Consider the following 14,530-nt stretch of genomic DNA (forward strand, 5'->3'; position numbering starts at 1 on the left):
CCACACTTTTACTTTTGTTTGCCGGTAGCGATAACACCCATCGCCAGCGCGCGGTCTAATGTCGTCAGTAACAGGTGTTCCTGTGTACCGTGCTCTGCTTCCCAAGCGGCTACATCTTTATGAAGTGAGTCGTGACACCCTCTGCACAGCGGGATCACGAACAAGTCATGCGCTTTTGTCGCCATTCCACCAAATCCATTGCCGGTGATGTGGTGCGGATCATCAGACCCATTCCCACAGCCGCAACATGGCTGGCGCTTTACCCATTTGGTGTATTTCGCGTTTTCGTACCGGCGGCGCTTCGGGCGAAGCATATAGGATTCGTTCGTTTCCGGATCGATTGCCAGCGCCAGCACCGGTTTTATGTTGTTCGCCAGTTCTTCACGGGGTTGCTTCTCCCACGGGTTGACGTCAGCCTCTTTACGCTGGCCGCCGGGCGGGTTGTATTTCATTCCCAGTGCCGCGCAGACCACTTCTTCCGGCAGCTGGTGAACCAGCCCTTTCGAAACTGCCCACCAGCACAATTCTGGCAAGGTCAGGTGACGGCCGTCAGGCAGACCATACCGGTACCGGATTGCCTCAGTCACAAATTCGGCGGCGTTCGCCAGCGCGGTCGCATCCAGTTTTGGCGATTCTTTTTCCCGAAACTCGTTGTCATGCGCCCAGCACAGACAGACCACGCCAAGACCGCGCGGAACCTGTACCAGCTCATGGTGATGGTATTCTCCGTTGTAATCCGGGCACTGACAGACGCGGTGGCGCTTAACCCACAGCGTCAGTGCCGCCATGCCGCCGACTTTGGCAATGACCGCCGGAGACGACAGAAAACCAGACAGGCGCGGATCCCGCGAAAGTGACTGGGCTTCAACCGGTACCAGACCGTCAGGCATGGTATGCAGGTCAGTGGGTTCGTTGGTGATCAGCAGGCGTTTACTGCTGAAGAACTTCACCATGTCCGCTGGCAGCGCGAACTGCACGATCCCCAGTTCCCTCTGAGGATACGGTTTTAACAATGCTCTCACGCGTGGGCCTCCTGTTTCTGTCGCAGATAACCAGCCCACAGCCCGGCAACCCATTCAACGCCCTTTGCCGTGAATCTGGCCTGGCGAAACGCATGCTGATTCTGCTGGCTGGTACCGGTTTTCACCTGGAACCGGCCTGCCTCTAAATGATTGGCCTTTGGCGTCAACTGGCCTTCCAACCGGTAAACAATGCCTTTCTCGAGCAGGAACATCTTGAATTCCGGTTCTTTCGCATGCAGCAATTTGCAGACCGCGCGGAATCCCATAGAACCCTTAGCCATCACGTACTGATCAACGAATTCCACTTTCGGGGCCGCCAGCGCCATCTGTGATTCCAGCACCTGTTTTTCTTCGGCCAGATCAGCAGCAAGTCGTAAAGCTTCCGGCAATGACTGGGGTAACTGGCTTTTCGATTCCAGTTCCTGCCAGCGATCCACTACCACGGCGGTGAATTCAGGCGACAGGCGGGCAACCAGCACCAGCGAATCACGTTTATTGAACCAGTACTCCTGATACTCCTGACCGTTTTGCTCATGAAAATAGGGGGTGTGCGCCAACGGCGCGCTTAAAATTCCACCAACTGCGAGCCGTTCAGCTGACCGTTTCACATCGCTATGCTTACTTTGCACCAGCTCAGCAATCTCACGGCTCGACATCGTTACCACTTTTCCTGACAGCAAACTGTTCGACATAATCACTCCACACGTTAAACCGGCTGCACACCGGCGGTTTTGAAATCAGTAATCGTTATTTCTGCCTTACCACCCTTCGTTACCTCTCCCCATTCAACTGTCATGCGTTTGACCTGGCTGTCGTCCTTCCAGATCCCCGCATGGGTCAGGCCATCAAACAGCGCCTTCTGGAAATTATCTAAATCGCGTTTCGCCCTGTTCGGTGGGTAAAGAACCAGATGCACATCCAGTTCTGTCAGCAGCGCGGGCGGACGGCTGCGCAACTGCTGATAAATCGCCGCCAACACGTTCGACCGGAAGATCCGCCCACGCTCGCTGATCAGGACGCCCTTTTTAGTAGAGCGCCAGTAACCGTTGATGCTCGGCGGGAATGGCAGGATCAGTTTCATCATGAATTCTCCGCGTCGGTATAGGTGTCGCGGGTGACGGCGGCGACTGGAATACCGGCGGCAATGCTCTTGTTGGCGATTTCCATGCTGATCTTCGCCAGCTTGCCTTCGGCGTTTTTAATGCGATTTCGCGTGTTCAGCTCTTCCCGTTTAAGCTTTTCAAGGCCTTCCCGATGTTCAACAACTTCCCGCCGCAGGGATTTGAGTTCCCAGTCAATCTTCTGCTCTCCCTCTGCGCGCGCGTTGATCCAGTCAAACGCATCAACAACCGCACCACAGCGCCGACATGTAAGCTGTCGAAGGTGTTCATCAACCAAAACATTCACATGGCCGCAACGATATGGCGCATGCTCTGGCTTATCGGCTTTGACAAGGTTGAGCATTTCTTTGATATCAGCGTTTGATTCAAAGCGTTTGGTGAAGGCCAACACGTTTTCGCTGTCGTCTTTCGGTTCATCAATCACAATTCACCTCCCCTGCTTTGATCAGACTGATCAGTACAGCATCAGCATGTTCCCGTGCTGCGGTGTAATCCGACGGGCACAACTCACCTGTATAAGATGCAGCTTTAAGATATCCGCGATAGGCATCGAGCCAGATTTGCTGGAATTCATTCATGGTTGACCGCCCGTGGAATTGGCATGACATTTTCTTCAAGCGCCAGATTAGGCACAGCAAAAACAATGCTGAGGCTTTCCAGGAATTTAACGGCGGGCAAATCCAAAAGCCCTTCAACCGGCATAAAATATTCCCGGCAGAGATAACTGAGATGTTGATGACTGAAATAAACCTGAGAATTTAATTTGGTATAAGCAGTGAGGTCTTTTGATGCACAAGCCATTGCAACGCCAAAGACATCAATAATTTGAGCCCTGCTGACGCGTCCGTGCACTGCGAACATTGCATCAATGAACTGGAGCCTAATTTTTTGGTTCTTAGTCATGCCGCCACCTCCTGAAGATAATCAGCGCCAGCAGTGATCAGCGCGTCACGCGAAACCGTGGTGAACTGGCTGCGTGGTTTGATGAATGGGCGCCAGATGACCAGCATGCTGCCCTTACTGTTGCCGTTCTTGCCTGGCTTGCCGGTACCGGCATTGATAAAGGACAAGCGACCATCAGTGATAAAGCGGATTTCGTCGGCGGTAGTCAGCGCCAGCGAGAACCAACCGGTTGAGGTGTCGGAGGGCAAAAGCATCACCACCGCCTGGTGCTGGGCACGGCATTGCTCGGCGGCCTTCTCAATCCACGGGGTGATCTCGCTGTATGGCGGGTTACACCAGATTGCGCCGTAGCTTTCCCACTCAGTGGCCAGCGCATCATCTGCTTCTGTCAGGTACCGGGCGCACAGTGCGTTCTGGTGGTCGGCGGCAACATCGAGATAGAAACCAAATTCCAGATCCAGCGCGGTGAAGAATTCTACCGGCGTCTGCCAGCGGTCTTTATGCTCGATCGGTGTGGTGCTTGCGAATTCTGATGTCATAACCAGCCCTCCCGTTTTTTCCGGAGATACTCGTCATACATGATCTGTGCGGGGGTTGGACCGGCTGGCGCTTTTGGCGCGGACAGCATCACAACCGGTGCTGGGACCTGCTCACCTTTCGCCAGGCGTTTTGCCCAGATGATCAGCTGGCGCTGTACGGACTTGCGGACTTCGCCTTCGGTTAAGTTGTTCTGAAACATCAGGCGGCGAACGTCGGTCACAATCCAGTACATGATCGGCGCTGACCACGGGTAAGCCGCTGGGGTGCTGTAGTCGCCGCGGCGGGCGCAATACTGGTTGAACTCGGCCATGACCTCATCGACCGACGGCAGGCCAGCAGCCTGAGCAGCGCCAGACTTACACCAACCAATGAACTTGCCGCAGCTCGGCCAGAAGTCTGTTTCCTGCTGGCGGGCAACGCGCATGCCAGCCTGAACCTGTTCCAGTGTGGTCAAGCCGCTTTCAACGAATGCCATGATCCACTGACGCTTTGCTGCCGCCACATCAGCCGGGGTACTCAGTGCAGTCTGCCTGGCAGCGGGAAAAATCTGCATCAGGTTGGTGAACAGCACATCGACCAACTTCTCAGCGTCAGCGTTCACGACGCGTTGCGGTTGCTCTTCTGGCATCAGTTTGGCCAGCGCGGCGCCGTCGCGGTTTTTAACTGCCATCATCATTTTGTTCACAGGGTGTTCTCCCATGCTTCAGGGCTGTTCCAGTGCGGTTCTGATGCCGCGCCTGCTATGGCATTGCAGCTCAATCTGATTGTCAGGTCGTCCCATTTCTCGCGGAGTTTCGACGGGCTAAGGATGTTCTTGCACCAGAATGGGTCGCGGTTAGCGCGGACAAATAGTTCACAGATTTGCTTGTGTGTGTGACCGTCGACAGTACACATCAGGCGGACTTCGTTGGCCCACAGGGTCATGTCCGGTTCTTTCGGTCGGGCAATCTCGCCGTCGCATTCGGCAGCCCGTTCGTACATCTGGATTATTTTTCGCCAGATGTATTCGGCAGCGGTCAAGTCGTCTTCGCTGCCCCACTTGCGTTTTTTGGCATTGAACACCACCGCTTCTGGGTGAAGAGCAAGAAAACTTTCATCGCTGCTATCGTCTGGCTGCGCAGCGGCCTGACTAAGGGTTTTATTATCTGATGGATCTTGTTTTGAATTTACTGACGGATCCCCTCCAGATTCTGAACCGTCAAAATCGGAATTTTTCTTGTTTTCTGAACGTTCGGATTCTGTACATTCAGATTTTGAACGTTCAGATTCTGAATGTTCAGATTCTGAACCGTCAGCATAAAAAGCACTGGCAGCAGTACGCAGCTTTTTAACGTTCAAGTAATACAAGTTGCTTTGGTTGCGATTGCCTTTGCGGCGCTCTTTGCGTACCAGCCACCCATCTGACTGAAGTTCGGTGATTGCCGTAATCACAGTGCTGCGACCAGCCCCAGTCTGCCGAGCAATCGTATCCACGCCCGGATAGCTGATCCCATCATCGTTTGAGAAATCAGCAAGCCGCGCCATAATCAGAAGCTTCACGCCCTTCAAACCGGCAGCAGCGCAACCATCCCAGACGTATGCGGATAACTTAACGCTCATGATTTATCCTGCCTTTGCAATTCGCGCCAGATAGCCAGCGACATAAAATTCAATCCACTTTTTCAGAACCACAGAAGCAGGCACAACCTTGTGGTTGTCCGGTTTTCCCGGCTCCCGTACTATCTGCACATACACACATGGTCGCAGTGAGACACATTGAAATTGCACGGCAGGCCGAACGCGGTTTACACTGTTCATGCGTTAATTACTCCACACGTTTAATTGATGCGCACCCGACGCCTCGGGACTGCACTCCTGAGGCGTCACCTTCTCCAAACAGCAGTTCTGTCACAGCCATGATTTCCGCCACCAAACTCTGAACTCGATACCCCTTGATCCTCATCCGCTTGCTTTCGTCACGATCCAGAACACCGTCAGAGGTGAATTCGTTGTGAGCCTTTGCAAATTGACCCAGCGCTGCCAGCAACTCATTGAACTTAATCAGCAGCTCTTCGTTACCCATTTCCTCAATATCTGGGAACTTAACGAAGGTTCCGCCGTTGATCCGGCACATAGCTTCAGTGATGTCAGAGCGCCCAGAAATTTGCTCCATCATGATCGCCATACCGAATGGCACCATCTGGCCACCAACCTGACGAACGCGATTGCTCAGGGCGTTATGAGTCCCGTTATGCGCCAGCCGTTGAGACATCGCGCCATATCCACCAGGAAATGACGTGATCAGCTTGTGCATTGCTGTTGTTATGTCTTCTGGAGCGGGATAGTTTTTATTGTCCACAAGGCATTACCTCGTTTTGTGGTTTATATCAGGCCGTTTGAGAAGTAGTATTCCCGTAGATATCAGGCCGTAATTGACTCTTGGTAACAGCGCCAGCAGTTTCTTCTTCAAGGCGTTGAGCAAGGGAAAAACCTGCCTTTTTGTAGCCATTGAAAACGAGTCTGAGATAACCACTACTGCTACCAACTTTTTTAGCCAGGGCGTTTTGCTCTGGTTTTGTTAAAGCATCCCAATAGTTTTTAATCATATGTACCTCCGAGATACATTATGCACTATTTAAATGAACCCGCAAGATACTTGTACCCATTAGGTACACGAAGTTTAATGAGTGTATGAAGACAAACGATGAAATCCGGCGGGATAACGCCAGGAAGCTCAGAGATAGTGCCGGGGGAAATTCTTCCTTTGCTGGCCTAATCGAAAGAGAGCCAACCCAAGTCAGCCGAGTGATCGGAAAGAATCCTACGAAAAAAATTGGGGATGATTTGGCACGTCACATTGAAAAGTGTTTTGATTTGCCAGATGGCTGGTTGGACAAGGAACATCAGGCCACGAATATTACTTCAGCTCCGGATGTCACTGACACCGAACTCACCATCAAAATGGTGCCGGTGATTTCATGGGTGCAGGCTGGGGCTTGGACTGAGATTGGTTATTCCGAGGTAGATTTGAGTTTATCCGAAACATATCCCTGCCCGGTCCCTTGCGGCTCTATGACCTACATTCTTCGAGTCATTGGCGATTCAATGATCGACGAGTATCGTCCTGGCGATATGATTTTCGTTGATCCAGAGGTTGCACCTGTTCATGGTGATGATGTGATCGCTTTGCTGCTTGATTCCGGCGAGACAACGTTCAAACGACTCGTAGAAGATGCGGGGAGTAAATATCTGAAAGCCTTAAACAAGGGCTGGCCCGAGCAGTACATAAAAATTGATGGTAATTGTTCAATAATCGGCACCGTTGTTTTCTCAGGAAAACCAAGACGTTACAGAGCCTAAAGAAATTATTATCCCGCAACCTGCTTCGGCAGGTTTTTTTTCGCCTTGACAATGTACCCCATGGATACATAATGTATCCACAAGGAACAGGCACAACGGAAAGAACACTGGGGGTTGAGGGACTCACTTACCATCAACCCAATATGACCACAGTCCCAGTGTTCTTCCCGTTGTGCAAAGCATCCTGGTGATGGTCGGGTTCCCTACCCGATTGCGGGTTCGACTCCCGCCGCCCATTCAGATCGACGTGGAACCTCGATAATTGCTGTATGTAGCTGTCTTTCGGCGGTGGCATGACTCTTCAACCATCCAACATCAGGGGGAGCGAAGATAGTGTTCTGATCATGACCACCGCCAATTTTTTCGCAGGCATAGACAAGGGTCGCTGGCACCCACCCAGCACGCCCTGTGCATTACCGGCCGCCCTTGTCTATGTGTGTGAGTAATTTCTCGCGGTGTGCGCCGCTGTATCGGCGAATTCAAAGCCTGATAGCGCGGCCTTAAATGCCCTGGTCCACTGGGGCATTTAGTGAATCGTTATTACTGAAATTTAATTGCCAATGCTGGCAAGGGATTCGCTCACGCCGAAATCTGGGAATTACTTATTTAGGAATGCAGCCATGATTGAAACAACCCGTTCGCATTTCGTCAGGCGTTTTTTTGTGAAAAGAATGCTGAATCTGTGGTTTGTCCCAGTTGAGTTTGCACCAGCAATGCCGCCGGGTATGAAAATGCTCTGGTGGCGAGCTGGGAAATATTACGGCCGATTTCGGGTCAGTCAGTAAACCGGTGTGCAGCCGGCTATAACTAAACGTGTGGAGTAATAGTATGGGCCAATTAGTTTCTTTAGCGGAATGGGCAGCAGGACCAAATGGCTTCAAAGAACCTCCCTGCAAAGCCACCCTTCACCGTATTGCGAAAACGCGGCAAACATATCCGCCAGCCGTTAAGCAAGGTCGCCGATGGGTTGTTGATGAGGAAGCCAGGTTTGTTGGTATGGTTGAACGGGTCGAAATATCGAACCATCTCCCTGCCAGCGCCCGCACTTTAGTGGAGAAAGCACTTAATGGCAGCAAGACCCCGTAAATACAACATTTCAACACCGAACTTGTATTGCAAATTGGATAAGCGAAACAACAAAACGTACTGGCAATATCGTCACCCCATTACGGGGGAGTTTATTGGTTTTGGTACGGATTCAGATGCCGCGCATGCAGCGGCACTTGAAATGAATCGCATTACGGCTGAGCAATTAACTTCTCAATCTTTCGCCCTGATAGATATTGCGAAACAAAAAGCCGAACCAAATGCTCAGAACATGCGATTAAAGCAATGGGTGAAAGAATACAAAGCCATCCTTGACCGACGTGTGCAGCGAAAAGAGCTGGCATCATCTACTGCCAGGGGGCGCAAAGCATGTGCTGAACTTCTCTCGGCTCGTTCTCAAAACACATTGCTCAAAGAGTTCGGCGCACGTGAGATGGCTGCATTGATAAACGAATATGTCGATGCAAATAAAACAAGAATGGCACAGGTCATGCGAGCTGCATGGATCGACATGTTTAAGGAAGCACAGTTTGCCGGTGAGGTTCCGCCCGGCTTTAATCCGGCACTGGCCACACGTAAACCACTGGATGAAGTCTCCAGACAGCGACTCACGCTCGAGAACTGGTGGGCGATCTATCACGAAGCAGAACGTAGGTCACCGTACATCTGCAATGCAATGCTGCTCGCTGTAGTTACTGGCCAGCGGCGTGGCGACATAGTAAAAATGAAATTCTCTGATATCTGGGATGACATGCTTCATATTGTCCAGGGAAAAGGTAAAGGAAAAATCCGGATAGCGATCCCCCTCTCGTTGCGATGTGACGCCATCAACATGAGTGTTCGTGATGTGATCAACAAATGTCGCGACCGTGTGCTGAGTAAACATCTTGTCCATAACTCAACAGTCATCGGCGGTTCGGCGCTGGGTTCACCTGTGGCTGAAGGATCATTAACACAGCGATTTGCCGAAGCCCGGGATTGCGCAAAAATTAAAATTGAAAAGGGTAAAACCCCGCCGACATTTCACGAACAACGTTCTCTTTCTGAACGCTTGTATAAAGCTCAGGGGATCAACACTCAGGAATTGCTTGGACATAGTTCAGCGAAGATGACTGAGCTCTATCATGACGAGCGCAAAGAAAAGTGGATCGTCATCGCCGTTTAATTATCAATCGGTTTTGGGGAAGAGTTTTGGAGGGATTTTGGAGATGAAATTTATTTAAATAAAAAACAGTGAGTTATTGCATTCGTGTGCTGCCTGTCCGGCAGTGAACTCGTCGGGTTCTGGCACGCGCTCGACTATTTCTTTCTAAGCTGCCTATCCGGCAGTGAACAGCCATAGCCACTTGTGATACCAGTTCTTTACTTTCTAAGCTGCCTATCCGGCAGTGAACGTTGGGTTTACAGCTTTAGGCTTTGAACCGCAAGAGATTATTCCTGTTTTAGCAGAAATACCCTCTTTTTTTGTGTGTTCGCGTGCACTCATTAAATCAATGAGTTAGGAGCAGTGCAAAAAAGAGGGTCAGTTCAGAGATGCCATTAATACCCCATCCCGGCCTTCCCCTTCGCCGGGGAACGAGCAAGAAAAAAAACTTCTGCCCTTATTTTTAACAGGAAGAATCAGAACGAGGGTTTTATTCGATCGAGACTGGCGTGATCAAAAATCTTGCTGAACGGAGCGGCCTGAAGACCGGGGGCTTCAGGACCGGGAGAAGGCATCGCGGAGCGACAAGATTTTGCGCCACACGCTACGGTGACAGAACATGTCCGTCGTGCCTGCGACAGCGCGCAGTGAAAAAAGCGTGGAGTCCAGAGGCCCGCGCGATTGCGGGTCTCTGGGCCAGTGTGGGCGGCGAGCCCACGACCTTGACCTTGACCTTGACCTTAAAAACGAAAATCAAATTTTCGTCACACTATCAACGAGTGCCATTTCTTCACTGCTCAGCAGCTTCTCAATATCCACCAGGATCAACATACGGTCACCCAGCGAACCCAACCCCGTCAGATACTCCGTCGACATGGTCACGGCGAATTCCGGTGCCGGGCGGATCTGATCCTGACTCAGCGACAGCACGTCTGATACGCCGTCAACCACGATCCCGACAACGCGGTTTTCGAAGTTAAGTACAATCACCACCGTGTTTTCGTTGTAAATCACATCTTCCTGAGCGAATTTCACCCTCAGGTCGAGGATCGGCACGATGACGCCGCGCAGGTTAGTGACACCTTTAATAAAGGCCGGGGTGTTAGCAATACGGGTTACCTGATCGTATCCACGGATTTCCTGCACTTTGAGGATATCGATGCCGTATTCTTCATCGCCTAAAGTAAAGATCAGAAATTCCTGACCTACTGTTTCGCCCGCAATTTTCGCCACGGTTGCAAGTCCTGCCATGTTGTTCACCTTTGCTTTTATCTTTAAATCGGCCTGAGTTTTTCACACCCGGCAACCTTGCGGTCACCGGCAGCTTTGCTTGTTATGCGGCGGTGGAGCCTGTTGCTAATTTATCGCGGTTCAGTGACTGCAATGCAGACACGTCCACGATCAGCGCCACACTGCCGTCGCCCAAAATAGTGGCGGCGGAAATGCCCGGTACTTTGCGATAGTTGCTTTCCAGGTTTTTCACCACAACCTGATGCTGACCAATCAACTGATCAACCAGCAACGCGTAGCGACGCCCTGCACTCTGCAAAATCACCACAATGCCCTGCGTGGCTTCGGTTTTGGCGTCTTCAACATCAAAGACGTTGTACAACTCAACCAGCGGCAGGTATTCACCGCGCACCTGCAGAACACGTTCGCCACCGGCCATCGGATGCAAATCCTCTGACAGCGGTTGCAGAGATTCCATCACCGCGTTCAGTGGCAGAATGAAGACTTCTTTACCGACTTTCACTGACATCCCGTCGAGGATCGCCAGCGTCAGTGGCAGCAGGATACGGATGGTGGTGCCTTTGCCCTGCTGGGAATGGATTTCAACGTGCCCACCCATTTCCTGAATGTTTCGTTTCACCACGTCCATGCCGACACCACGGCCTGAAACGTCAGTGACTTTTTCTGCAGTCGAGAAGCCTGCGGCAAAGATCAGCATGCCGACTTCTTCATCGCTCATGTTGTCATGGACATTCATGCCCTGCGATGCGGCTTTCGCCAGAATACGTTCGCGGTTCAGACCGGCACCATCGTCGATCACTTCGATGCAGATATTGCCACCCTGATGTTCCGCAGAAAGCGTCAGGTTACCGGTGGGTTCTTTACCATTGGCAATACGCACATCCGGCGTTTCCACACCGTGATCCAGACTGTTACGCACCAGGTGCGTTAACGGATCGATGATACGTTCGATCAGGCTCTTATCCAGTTCGGTCGAGCTGCCGAGCAGTGTCAGTTCGATTTGCTTATTCAGTTTGCTGGCCAGATCTCGCACCAGACGCGGGAAGCGGCTGAACACGAATTCCATCGGCATCATACGAATCGACATCACCGATTCCTGCAAATCACGGGCATTACGTTCGAGCTGGCCCATGCTGTTGAGCAGGTCACTGTGGACAACCGGATCCAGCAGATCTGAACGCTGCGCCAGCATGGACTGGGTGATCACCAGTTCGCCCACGAGGTTGATCAACTGGTCAACCTTTTCAACAGCAACACGGATGCTGGTGGATTCAGGGGCTTTAGGTGCACGGGCTTTCGCCGGTTCGCTGTTCGGCACTGCCGTCAGTACCGGAGCCTGACGGGCGACGACCGCCGGTGCTGCAGCCACTTCCGCCACAACAGGCGCGGATGCGGCAACCGCAACGGCCTCAGAAGCAACCGCTGCCGGGGCGTGAGTGAAGCTGATTTGTTCCGGCTCCAGCACAAAACACAGCACGGCAATAATGTCGTCTTCGCTAACCGTGGTGACCAGGGTGGCTTCCACGCTGTCATCAGTCTGAACCGGATCTTTTATCTCGCCGAGATTGCCGAGTTCATCCAGCATCACAGGAATTTCCTGTGTTTTCAGGCCGGAGAGACGAACGCGCAAATCGCCCTTACCGGCAGCGGGTGCAACCGGCGCTGTCGCGACAGATTGTGCCGCTGTCTGGTCTTCAACCACGTGAAGATCAGGCACAGGTTCACGCGCCTGTTGCGCTTCGAGGGCCAGTTGTCTCAGGGCCGCACAGATATATTCAAAGCTTTCTGCGTCAGGATCCCGGGAAGATTTATAGGCGTCGAGTTGCTCCTGCATAATGTCTTTTGTTTCCAGAAACAGGTTGATGATGTCGGTGCTCAGGCTCATTTCAGCGCGACGAGCACCGTCGAGCAGGTTTTCCAGTAAGTGAGTCGTTTCCTGTAAAACCGTAAATCCAAACGTGGCTGCACCGCCTTTGATTGAGTGCGCTGCGCGGAAAATCGCATTCAGTTGCTCAATGTCAGGCGCCTGCGGATCAAGTAACAACAGATGTTGTTCCATGTCCGCCAGCAACTCGTCTGCTTCATCAAAAAATGTCTGATAAAAATCAGTAATATCCATGCTCACGTGATCACCTCTGCTGTGAATCGCGGCTTGTTAATGTGTCGCAGGTGCCGTGCCCGCCGCGGCAGCCGGAGCTGCCGTCGCAGGTTGAGCGCCTGCCGAGGGTGTCACTGGCGTCTGCGTCTCAATCCCGGGTATTGATGGTGCTTTCTCTGGTGTGGCCGGTGCCGGGTTTGCCTGTGGCGCTAACGCCGGAGCTGCCGGAGCCGAACTCATTTTTGGTGCTAATGCCGGCACTTTTTGTGTGCCTTGTACTTGTCTTTGCAGCTCGCCAGCGTCACTGATCGTGATCGCCTCGCCCTCGCTGTTTTCCCGTTCAATCGCTTCTTCCGCGTGTTTGTTCAGGACCAAAATACTGATACGACGGTTGATGGCGTCACCTGCCGGATGGTTTTTCAGTTGCATGGAAGACCCCATGCCCATCACCCGCAGGACTTTCCCTTCGCTGAGGCCGCCGCTCATCATCTCGCGACGTGAAGCATTCGCGCGCTCAGTCGACAGTTCCCAGTTGCTGTAGCCACGTTCACCTGTGGCATACGGCATGTCATCGGTATGCCCCGCCAGACTGATCTTGTTCGGAAAACCATCCAGTACCGGGGCAATCGCCCTGAGGATATCGCGCATGTACGGCTCAACAATCGCGCTGCCAAGCTGGAACATCGGGCGGTTTTTGCTATCGATAATCTGAATGCGCAAACCCTGCTCGGTCAGGTTAATCATCAGGTGTGGACGTAAATCTTTCAGCCGCGGATCCGACGCCAGCATGTCTTCCAGCTTTTGCTGCAACCGCTGTAAATCGTCCGACTCACGCTTACTCGCCCCCTGCGACTGCTCCATTTTATGGACTTCCCCGTCCTGTACGGTCGGGTCTTCGCCACCGCCCGGGATCGGGCTGGTAGCATCGCTGCTGCGCGGCCCGCCGGTGATCGCCACCGCAAGGGGGGTACGGAAGTATTCGGCAATTTGCACCAGTTCTTTAGGGCTGGAGATCGAAATCAGCCACATCACCAGAAAGAAAGCCATCATCGCTGTCATAAAGTCAGCGTAAGCAATCTTCCACGAACCGCCGTGATGCCCTCCGCCGTGTTTATTCTTTTTCTTGCGTACAACAACGATTGGATGGCTCTGATGCTTCATACTTTTTCTTCTTCAGTTTGTTTCTGACCCGGCGACTTGACCTGGCGAACGTGTTCCTCCAGTTCAATAAAGGAAGGCCGCTCCGAGGTGTACAACGTTTTACGGCCAAATTCGACGGCAATTTGTGGCGCATAACCGTTAATGCTCGATAGCAAAGTCACCTTGATGCACTGCATCATTTTGGCGTTTTCAGCACTCTTCTGGCGTAACACGCTGGCCAGCGGAGAAACAAAACCGTACGCCAGCAGGATACCGAGGAAGGTCCCGACCATCGCGTGGGCAATCAGCGCCCCAAGTTCTGCGGCAGGTCGGTCAGCAGCGGCCAGGGTATGTACGATCCCCATTACCGCGGCGACGATACCGAATGCCGGGAGTGAGTCACCCACCAGCGCCAGGCTGTTCGCCGGCACTTCACTCTCGTGCTCGTAAGTTTCGATTTCCTCGTCCATCAGCGCTTCAATTTCAAAGGCATTCATGTTGCCGCTGACCATGAGGCGCAGATAGTCAGTCAGATATTCGACTAACTGTTTATCGGCAAGGATGCGCGGATAATTAGCAAAAATGTCGCTTTCGGCCGGATTGTCGATGTCATTTTCCAGCGACAGCATCCCCTGTTGGCGTGATTTGGCTAATACCCGGTAAAGCAGCGCCATCAGATCCATATACAACGCTTTATTGTATTTTGATGCGCGGAACAACTGCGGCAGCGCGCGCATGGTGGATTTGATCGCTTTGCCGTTGTTACCAACGAAGAAGGCACCGATGCCGGCACCGGCAATAATGAGCAATTCTGCGGGTTGGTATAACGCGCCCAGCTCACCGCCGACGAGCATGAAACCGCCGAACACAGAGCCCAACACCACGATGTAACCTATTATCACTAGCACGATGAATCCTTAATTCG

The 14,530-nt window shown here is 52.4% G+C and carries 19 protein-coding genes; 4 read left to right on the forward strand and 15 right to left on the reverse strand.

Going from position 1 to position 14,530, the window contains the following annotated elements; genetic code table 11:
• Positions 1-8 precede the first annotated feature (8 nt).
• The 11 genes from ABIC79_RS02905 to ABIC79_RS02955 form a co-directional block, all read right to left on the reverse strand.
• On the reverse strand, positions 9-1,022 hold the full coding sequence (locus tag ABIC79_RS02905) for a DUF968 domain-containing protein (RefSeq protein ID WP_354566558.1): 1,014 nt from the start codon (positions 1,020-1,022) through the stop codon (positions 9-11).
• Positions 1,019-1,714 carry a phage antirepressor KilAC domain-containing protein gene (locus tag ABIC79_RS02910; protein WP_354566559.1) on the reverse strand — a complete coding sequence of 232 codons (696 nt, stop codon included), beginning with the start codon at positions 1,712-1,714 and terminating at the stop codon, positions 1,019-1,021. Before ABIC79_RS02910 ends, ABIC79_RS02905 begins: the two co-directional genes overlap by 4 nt.
• 14 nt (positions 1,715-1,728) lie before the next feature.
• Complete coding sequence (locus ABIC79_RS02915) at positions 1,729-2,103, reverse strand: RusA family crossover junction endodeoxyribonuclease (protein WP_354566660.1); 375 nt, start codon at positions 2,101-2,103, stop codon at positions 1,729-1,731.
• Positions 2,103-2,567, reverse strand: coding sequence for a hypothetical protein (locus ABIC79_RS02920; protein ID WP_223509443.1), 465 nt, complete (start codon positions 2,565-2,567; stop codon positions 2,103-2,105). The genes ABIC79_RS02915 and ABIC79_RS02920 overlap by 1 nt, the downstream gene beginning before the upstream one ends.
• A complete protein-coding gene (locus ABIC79_RS02925) occupies positions 2,560-2,721 on the reverse strand; it encodes a hypothetical protein (RefSeq protein WP_354566560.1) in 162 nt (53 codons plus the stop codon). Before ABIC79_RS02925 ends, ABIC79_RS02920 begins: the two co-directional genes overlap by 8 nt.
• Complete coding sequence (locus ABIC79_RS02930; RefSeq protein WP_354566561.1) at positions 2,714-3,046, reverse strand: BrxR family helix-turn-helix transcriptional regulator; 333 nt, start codon at positions 3,044-3,046, stop codon at positions 2,714-2,716. The genes ABIC79_RS02925 and ABIC79_RS02930 overlap by 8 nt, the downstream gene beginning before the upstream one ends.
• The gene (locus ABIC79_RS02935; RefSeq protein ID WP_354566562.1) at positions 3,043-3,585 is read right to left on the reverse strand and encodes a phage N-6-adenine-methyltransferase; all 543 of its coding nucleotides are present in this window, start codon (positions 3,583-3,585) and stop codon (positions 3,043-3,045) included. Before ABIC79_RS02935 ends, ABIC79_RS02930 begins: the two co-directional genes overlap by 4 nt.
• Positions 3,582-4,286: a replication protein P gene (locus ABIC79_RS02940; RefSeq protein WP_354566563.1), complete on the reverse strand. Its 705-nt coding sequence runs from the start codon at positions 4,284-4,286 to the stop codon at positions 3,582-3,584. Before ABIC79_RS02940 ends, ABIC79_RS02935 begins: the two co-directional genes overlap by 4 nt.
• Complete coding sequence (locus ABIC79_RS02945) at positions 4,268-5,185, reverse strand: helix-turn-helix domain-containing protein (protein WP_354566564.1); 918 nt, start codon at positions 5,183-5,185, stop codon at positions 4,268-4,270. Before ABIC79_RS02945 ends, ABIC79_RS02940 begins: the two co-directional genes overlap by 19 nt.
• Before the next feature lie 205 nt (positions 5,186-5,390).
• Entirely contained in the window at positions 5,391-5,924 is a 534-nt protein-coding gene (locus ABIC79_RS02950) for a YmfL family putative regulatory protein (protein WP_354566565.1), read from the reverse strand.
• 28 nt (positions 5,925-5,952) lie between these two features.
• The gene (locus ABIC79_RS02955) at positions 5,953-6,168 is read right to left on the reverse strand and encodes a transcriptional regulator (RefSeq protein ID WP_354566661.1); all 216 of its coding nucleotides are present in this window, start codon (positions 6,166-6,168) and stop codon (positions 5,953-5,955) included.
• Between the two features lie 88 nt (positions 6,169-6,256).
• On the opposite strand from ABIC79_RS02955, the gene ABIC79_RS02960 reads away from it, so the two are divergent.
• The 4 genes from ABIC79_RS02960 to ABIC79_RS02975 all read left to right on the forward strand — a co-directional run bounded on the left by ABIC79_RS02960 (position 6,257) and on the right by ABIC79_RS02975 (position 9,137).
• A complete protein-coding gene (locus tag ABIC79_RS02960; RefSeq protein WP_013575102.1) occupies positions 6,257-6,925 on the forward strand; it encodes a LexA family protein in 669 nt (222 codons plus the stop codon).
• A 620-nt stretch (positions 6,926-7,545) separates the two neighbouring features.
• Positions 7,546-7,710: a hypothetical protein gene (locus tag ABIC79_RS02965; RefSeq protein ID WP_354566566.1), complete on the forward strand. Its 165-nt coding sequence runs from the start codon at positions 7,546-7,548 to the stop codon at positions 7,708-7,710.
• 43 nt (positions 7,711-7,753) lie between these two features.
• Complete coding sequence (locus ABIC79_RS02970; protein WP_015689711.1) at positions 7,754-8,011, forward strand: excisionase; 258 nt, start codon at positions 7,754-7,756, stop codon at positions 8,009-8,011.
• Positions 7,992-9,137 carry a phage integrase Arm DNA-binding domain-containing protein gene (locus ABIC79_RS02975; protein ID WP_354566567.1) on the forward strand — a complete coding sequence of 382 codons (1,146 nt, stop codon included), beginning with the start codon at positions 7,992-7,994 and terminating at the stop codon, positions 9,135-9,137. The genes ABIC79_RS02970 and ABIC79_RS02975 overlap by 20 nt, the downstream gene beginning before the upstream one ends.
• Positions 9,138-9,869: 732 nt before the next feature.
• Here ABIC79_RS02975 and cheW read toward each other — a convergent pair.
• The 4 genes from cheW to motA all read right to left on the reverse strand — a co-directional run bounded on the left by cheW (position 9,870) and on the right by motA (position 14,513).
• Positions 9,870-10,367, reverse strand: coding sequence for a chemotaxis protein CheW (gene cheW / locus ABIC79_RS02980; protein WP_013575095.1), 498 nt, complete (start codon positions 10,365-10,367; stop codon positions 9,870-9,872).
• Between the two features lie 82 nt (positions 10,368-10,449).
• The gene (cheA, locus tag ABIC79_RS02985; RefSeq protein ID WP_183065332.1) at positions 10,450-12,486 is read right to left on the reverse strand and encodes a chemotaxis protein CheA; all 2,037 of its coding nucleotides are present in this window, start codon (positions 12,484-12,486) and stop codon (positions 10,450-10,452) included.
• A gap of 36 nt (positions 12,487-12,522) precedes the next feature.
• A complete protein-coding gene (gene motB, locus ABIC79_RS02990; protein WP_013575093.1) occupies positions 12,523-13,626 on the reverse strand; it encodes a flagellar motor protein MotB in 1,104 nt (367 codons plus the stop codon).
• The gene (gene motA, locus ABIC79_RS02995; RefSeq protein WP_112151826.1) at positions 13,623-14,513 is read right to left on the reverse strand and encodes a flagellar motor stator protein MotA; all 891 of its coding nucleotides are present in this window, start codon (positions 14,511-14,513) and stop codon (positions 13,623-13,625) included. Before motA ends, motB begins: the two co-directional genes overlap by 4 nt.
• Positions 14,514-14,530 lie beyond the last annotated feature (17 nt).

Source organism: Rahnella sp. 2050 (assembly GCF_040544515.1).
Classification (GTDB): domain Bacteria; phylum Pseudomonadota; class Gammaproteobacteria; order Enterobacterales; family Enterobacteriaceae; genus Rahnella; species Rahnella aceris.

Bases quoted from the DNA above. Each gene is read 5' to 3' on its own strand.
- ABIC79_RS02910 (WP_354566559.1), bottom strand. From the start codon at position 1,714: ATGTCGAACAGTTTGCTGTCAGGAAAAGTGGTAACGATGTCGAGCCGT.
- ABIC79_RS02915 (WP_354566660.1), bottom strand. From the start codon at position 2,103: ATGAAACTGATCCTGCCATTCCCGCCGAGCATCAACGGTTACTGGCGC.
- ABIC79_RS02925 (WP_354566560.1), bottom strand. From the start codon at position 2,721: ATGAATGAATTCCAGCAAATCTGGCTCGATGCCTATCGCGGATATCTT.
- ABIC79_RS02930 (WP_354566561.1), bottom strand. From the start codon at position 3,046: ATGACTAAGAACCAAAAAATTAGGCTCCAGTTCATTGATGCAATGTTC.
- ABIC79_RS02935 (WP_354566562.1), bottom strand. From the start codon at position 3,585: ATGACATCAGAATTCGCAAGCACCACACCGATCGAGCATAAAGACCGC.
- ABIC79_RS02940 (WP_354566563.1), bottom strand. From the start codon at position 4,286: ATGGGAGAACACCCTGTGAACAAAATGATGATGGCAGTTAAAAACCGC.
- ABIC79_RS02945 (WP_354566564.1), bottom strand. From the start codon at position 5,185: ATGAGCGTTAAGTTATCCGCATACGTCTGGGATGGTTGCGCTGCTGCC.
- ABIC79_RS02960 (WP_013575102.1), top strand. From the start codon at position 6,257: ATGAAGACAAACGATGAAATCCGGCGGGATAACGCCAGGAAGCTCAGA.
- ABIC79_RS02965 (WP_354566566.1), top strand. From the start codon at position 7,546: ATGATTGAAACAACCCGTTCGCATTTCGTCAGGCGTTTTTTTGTGAAA.
- ABIC79_RS02970 (WP_015689711.1), top strand. From the start codon at position 7,754: ATGGGCCAATTAGTTTCTTTAGCGGAATGGGCAGCAGGACCAAATGGC.
- ABIC79_RS02975 (WP_354566567.1), top strand. From the start codon at position 7,992: ATGGCAGCAAGACCCCGTAAATACAACATTTCAACACCGAACTTGTAT.
- cheW (WP_013575095.1), bottom strand. From the start codon at position 10,367: ATGGCAGGACTTGCAACCGTGGCGAAAATTGCGGGCGAAACAGTAGGT.
- cheA (WP_183065332.1), bottom strand. From the start codon at position 12,486: ATGGATATTACTGATTTTTATCAGACATTTTTTGATGAAGCAGACGAG.
- motB (WP_013575093.1), bottom strand. From the start codon at position 13,626: ATGAAGCATCAGAGCCATCCAATCGTTGTTGTACGCAAGAAAAAGAAT.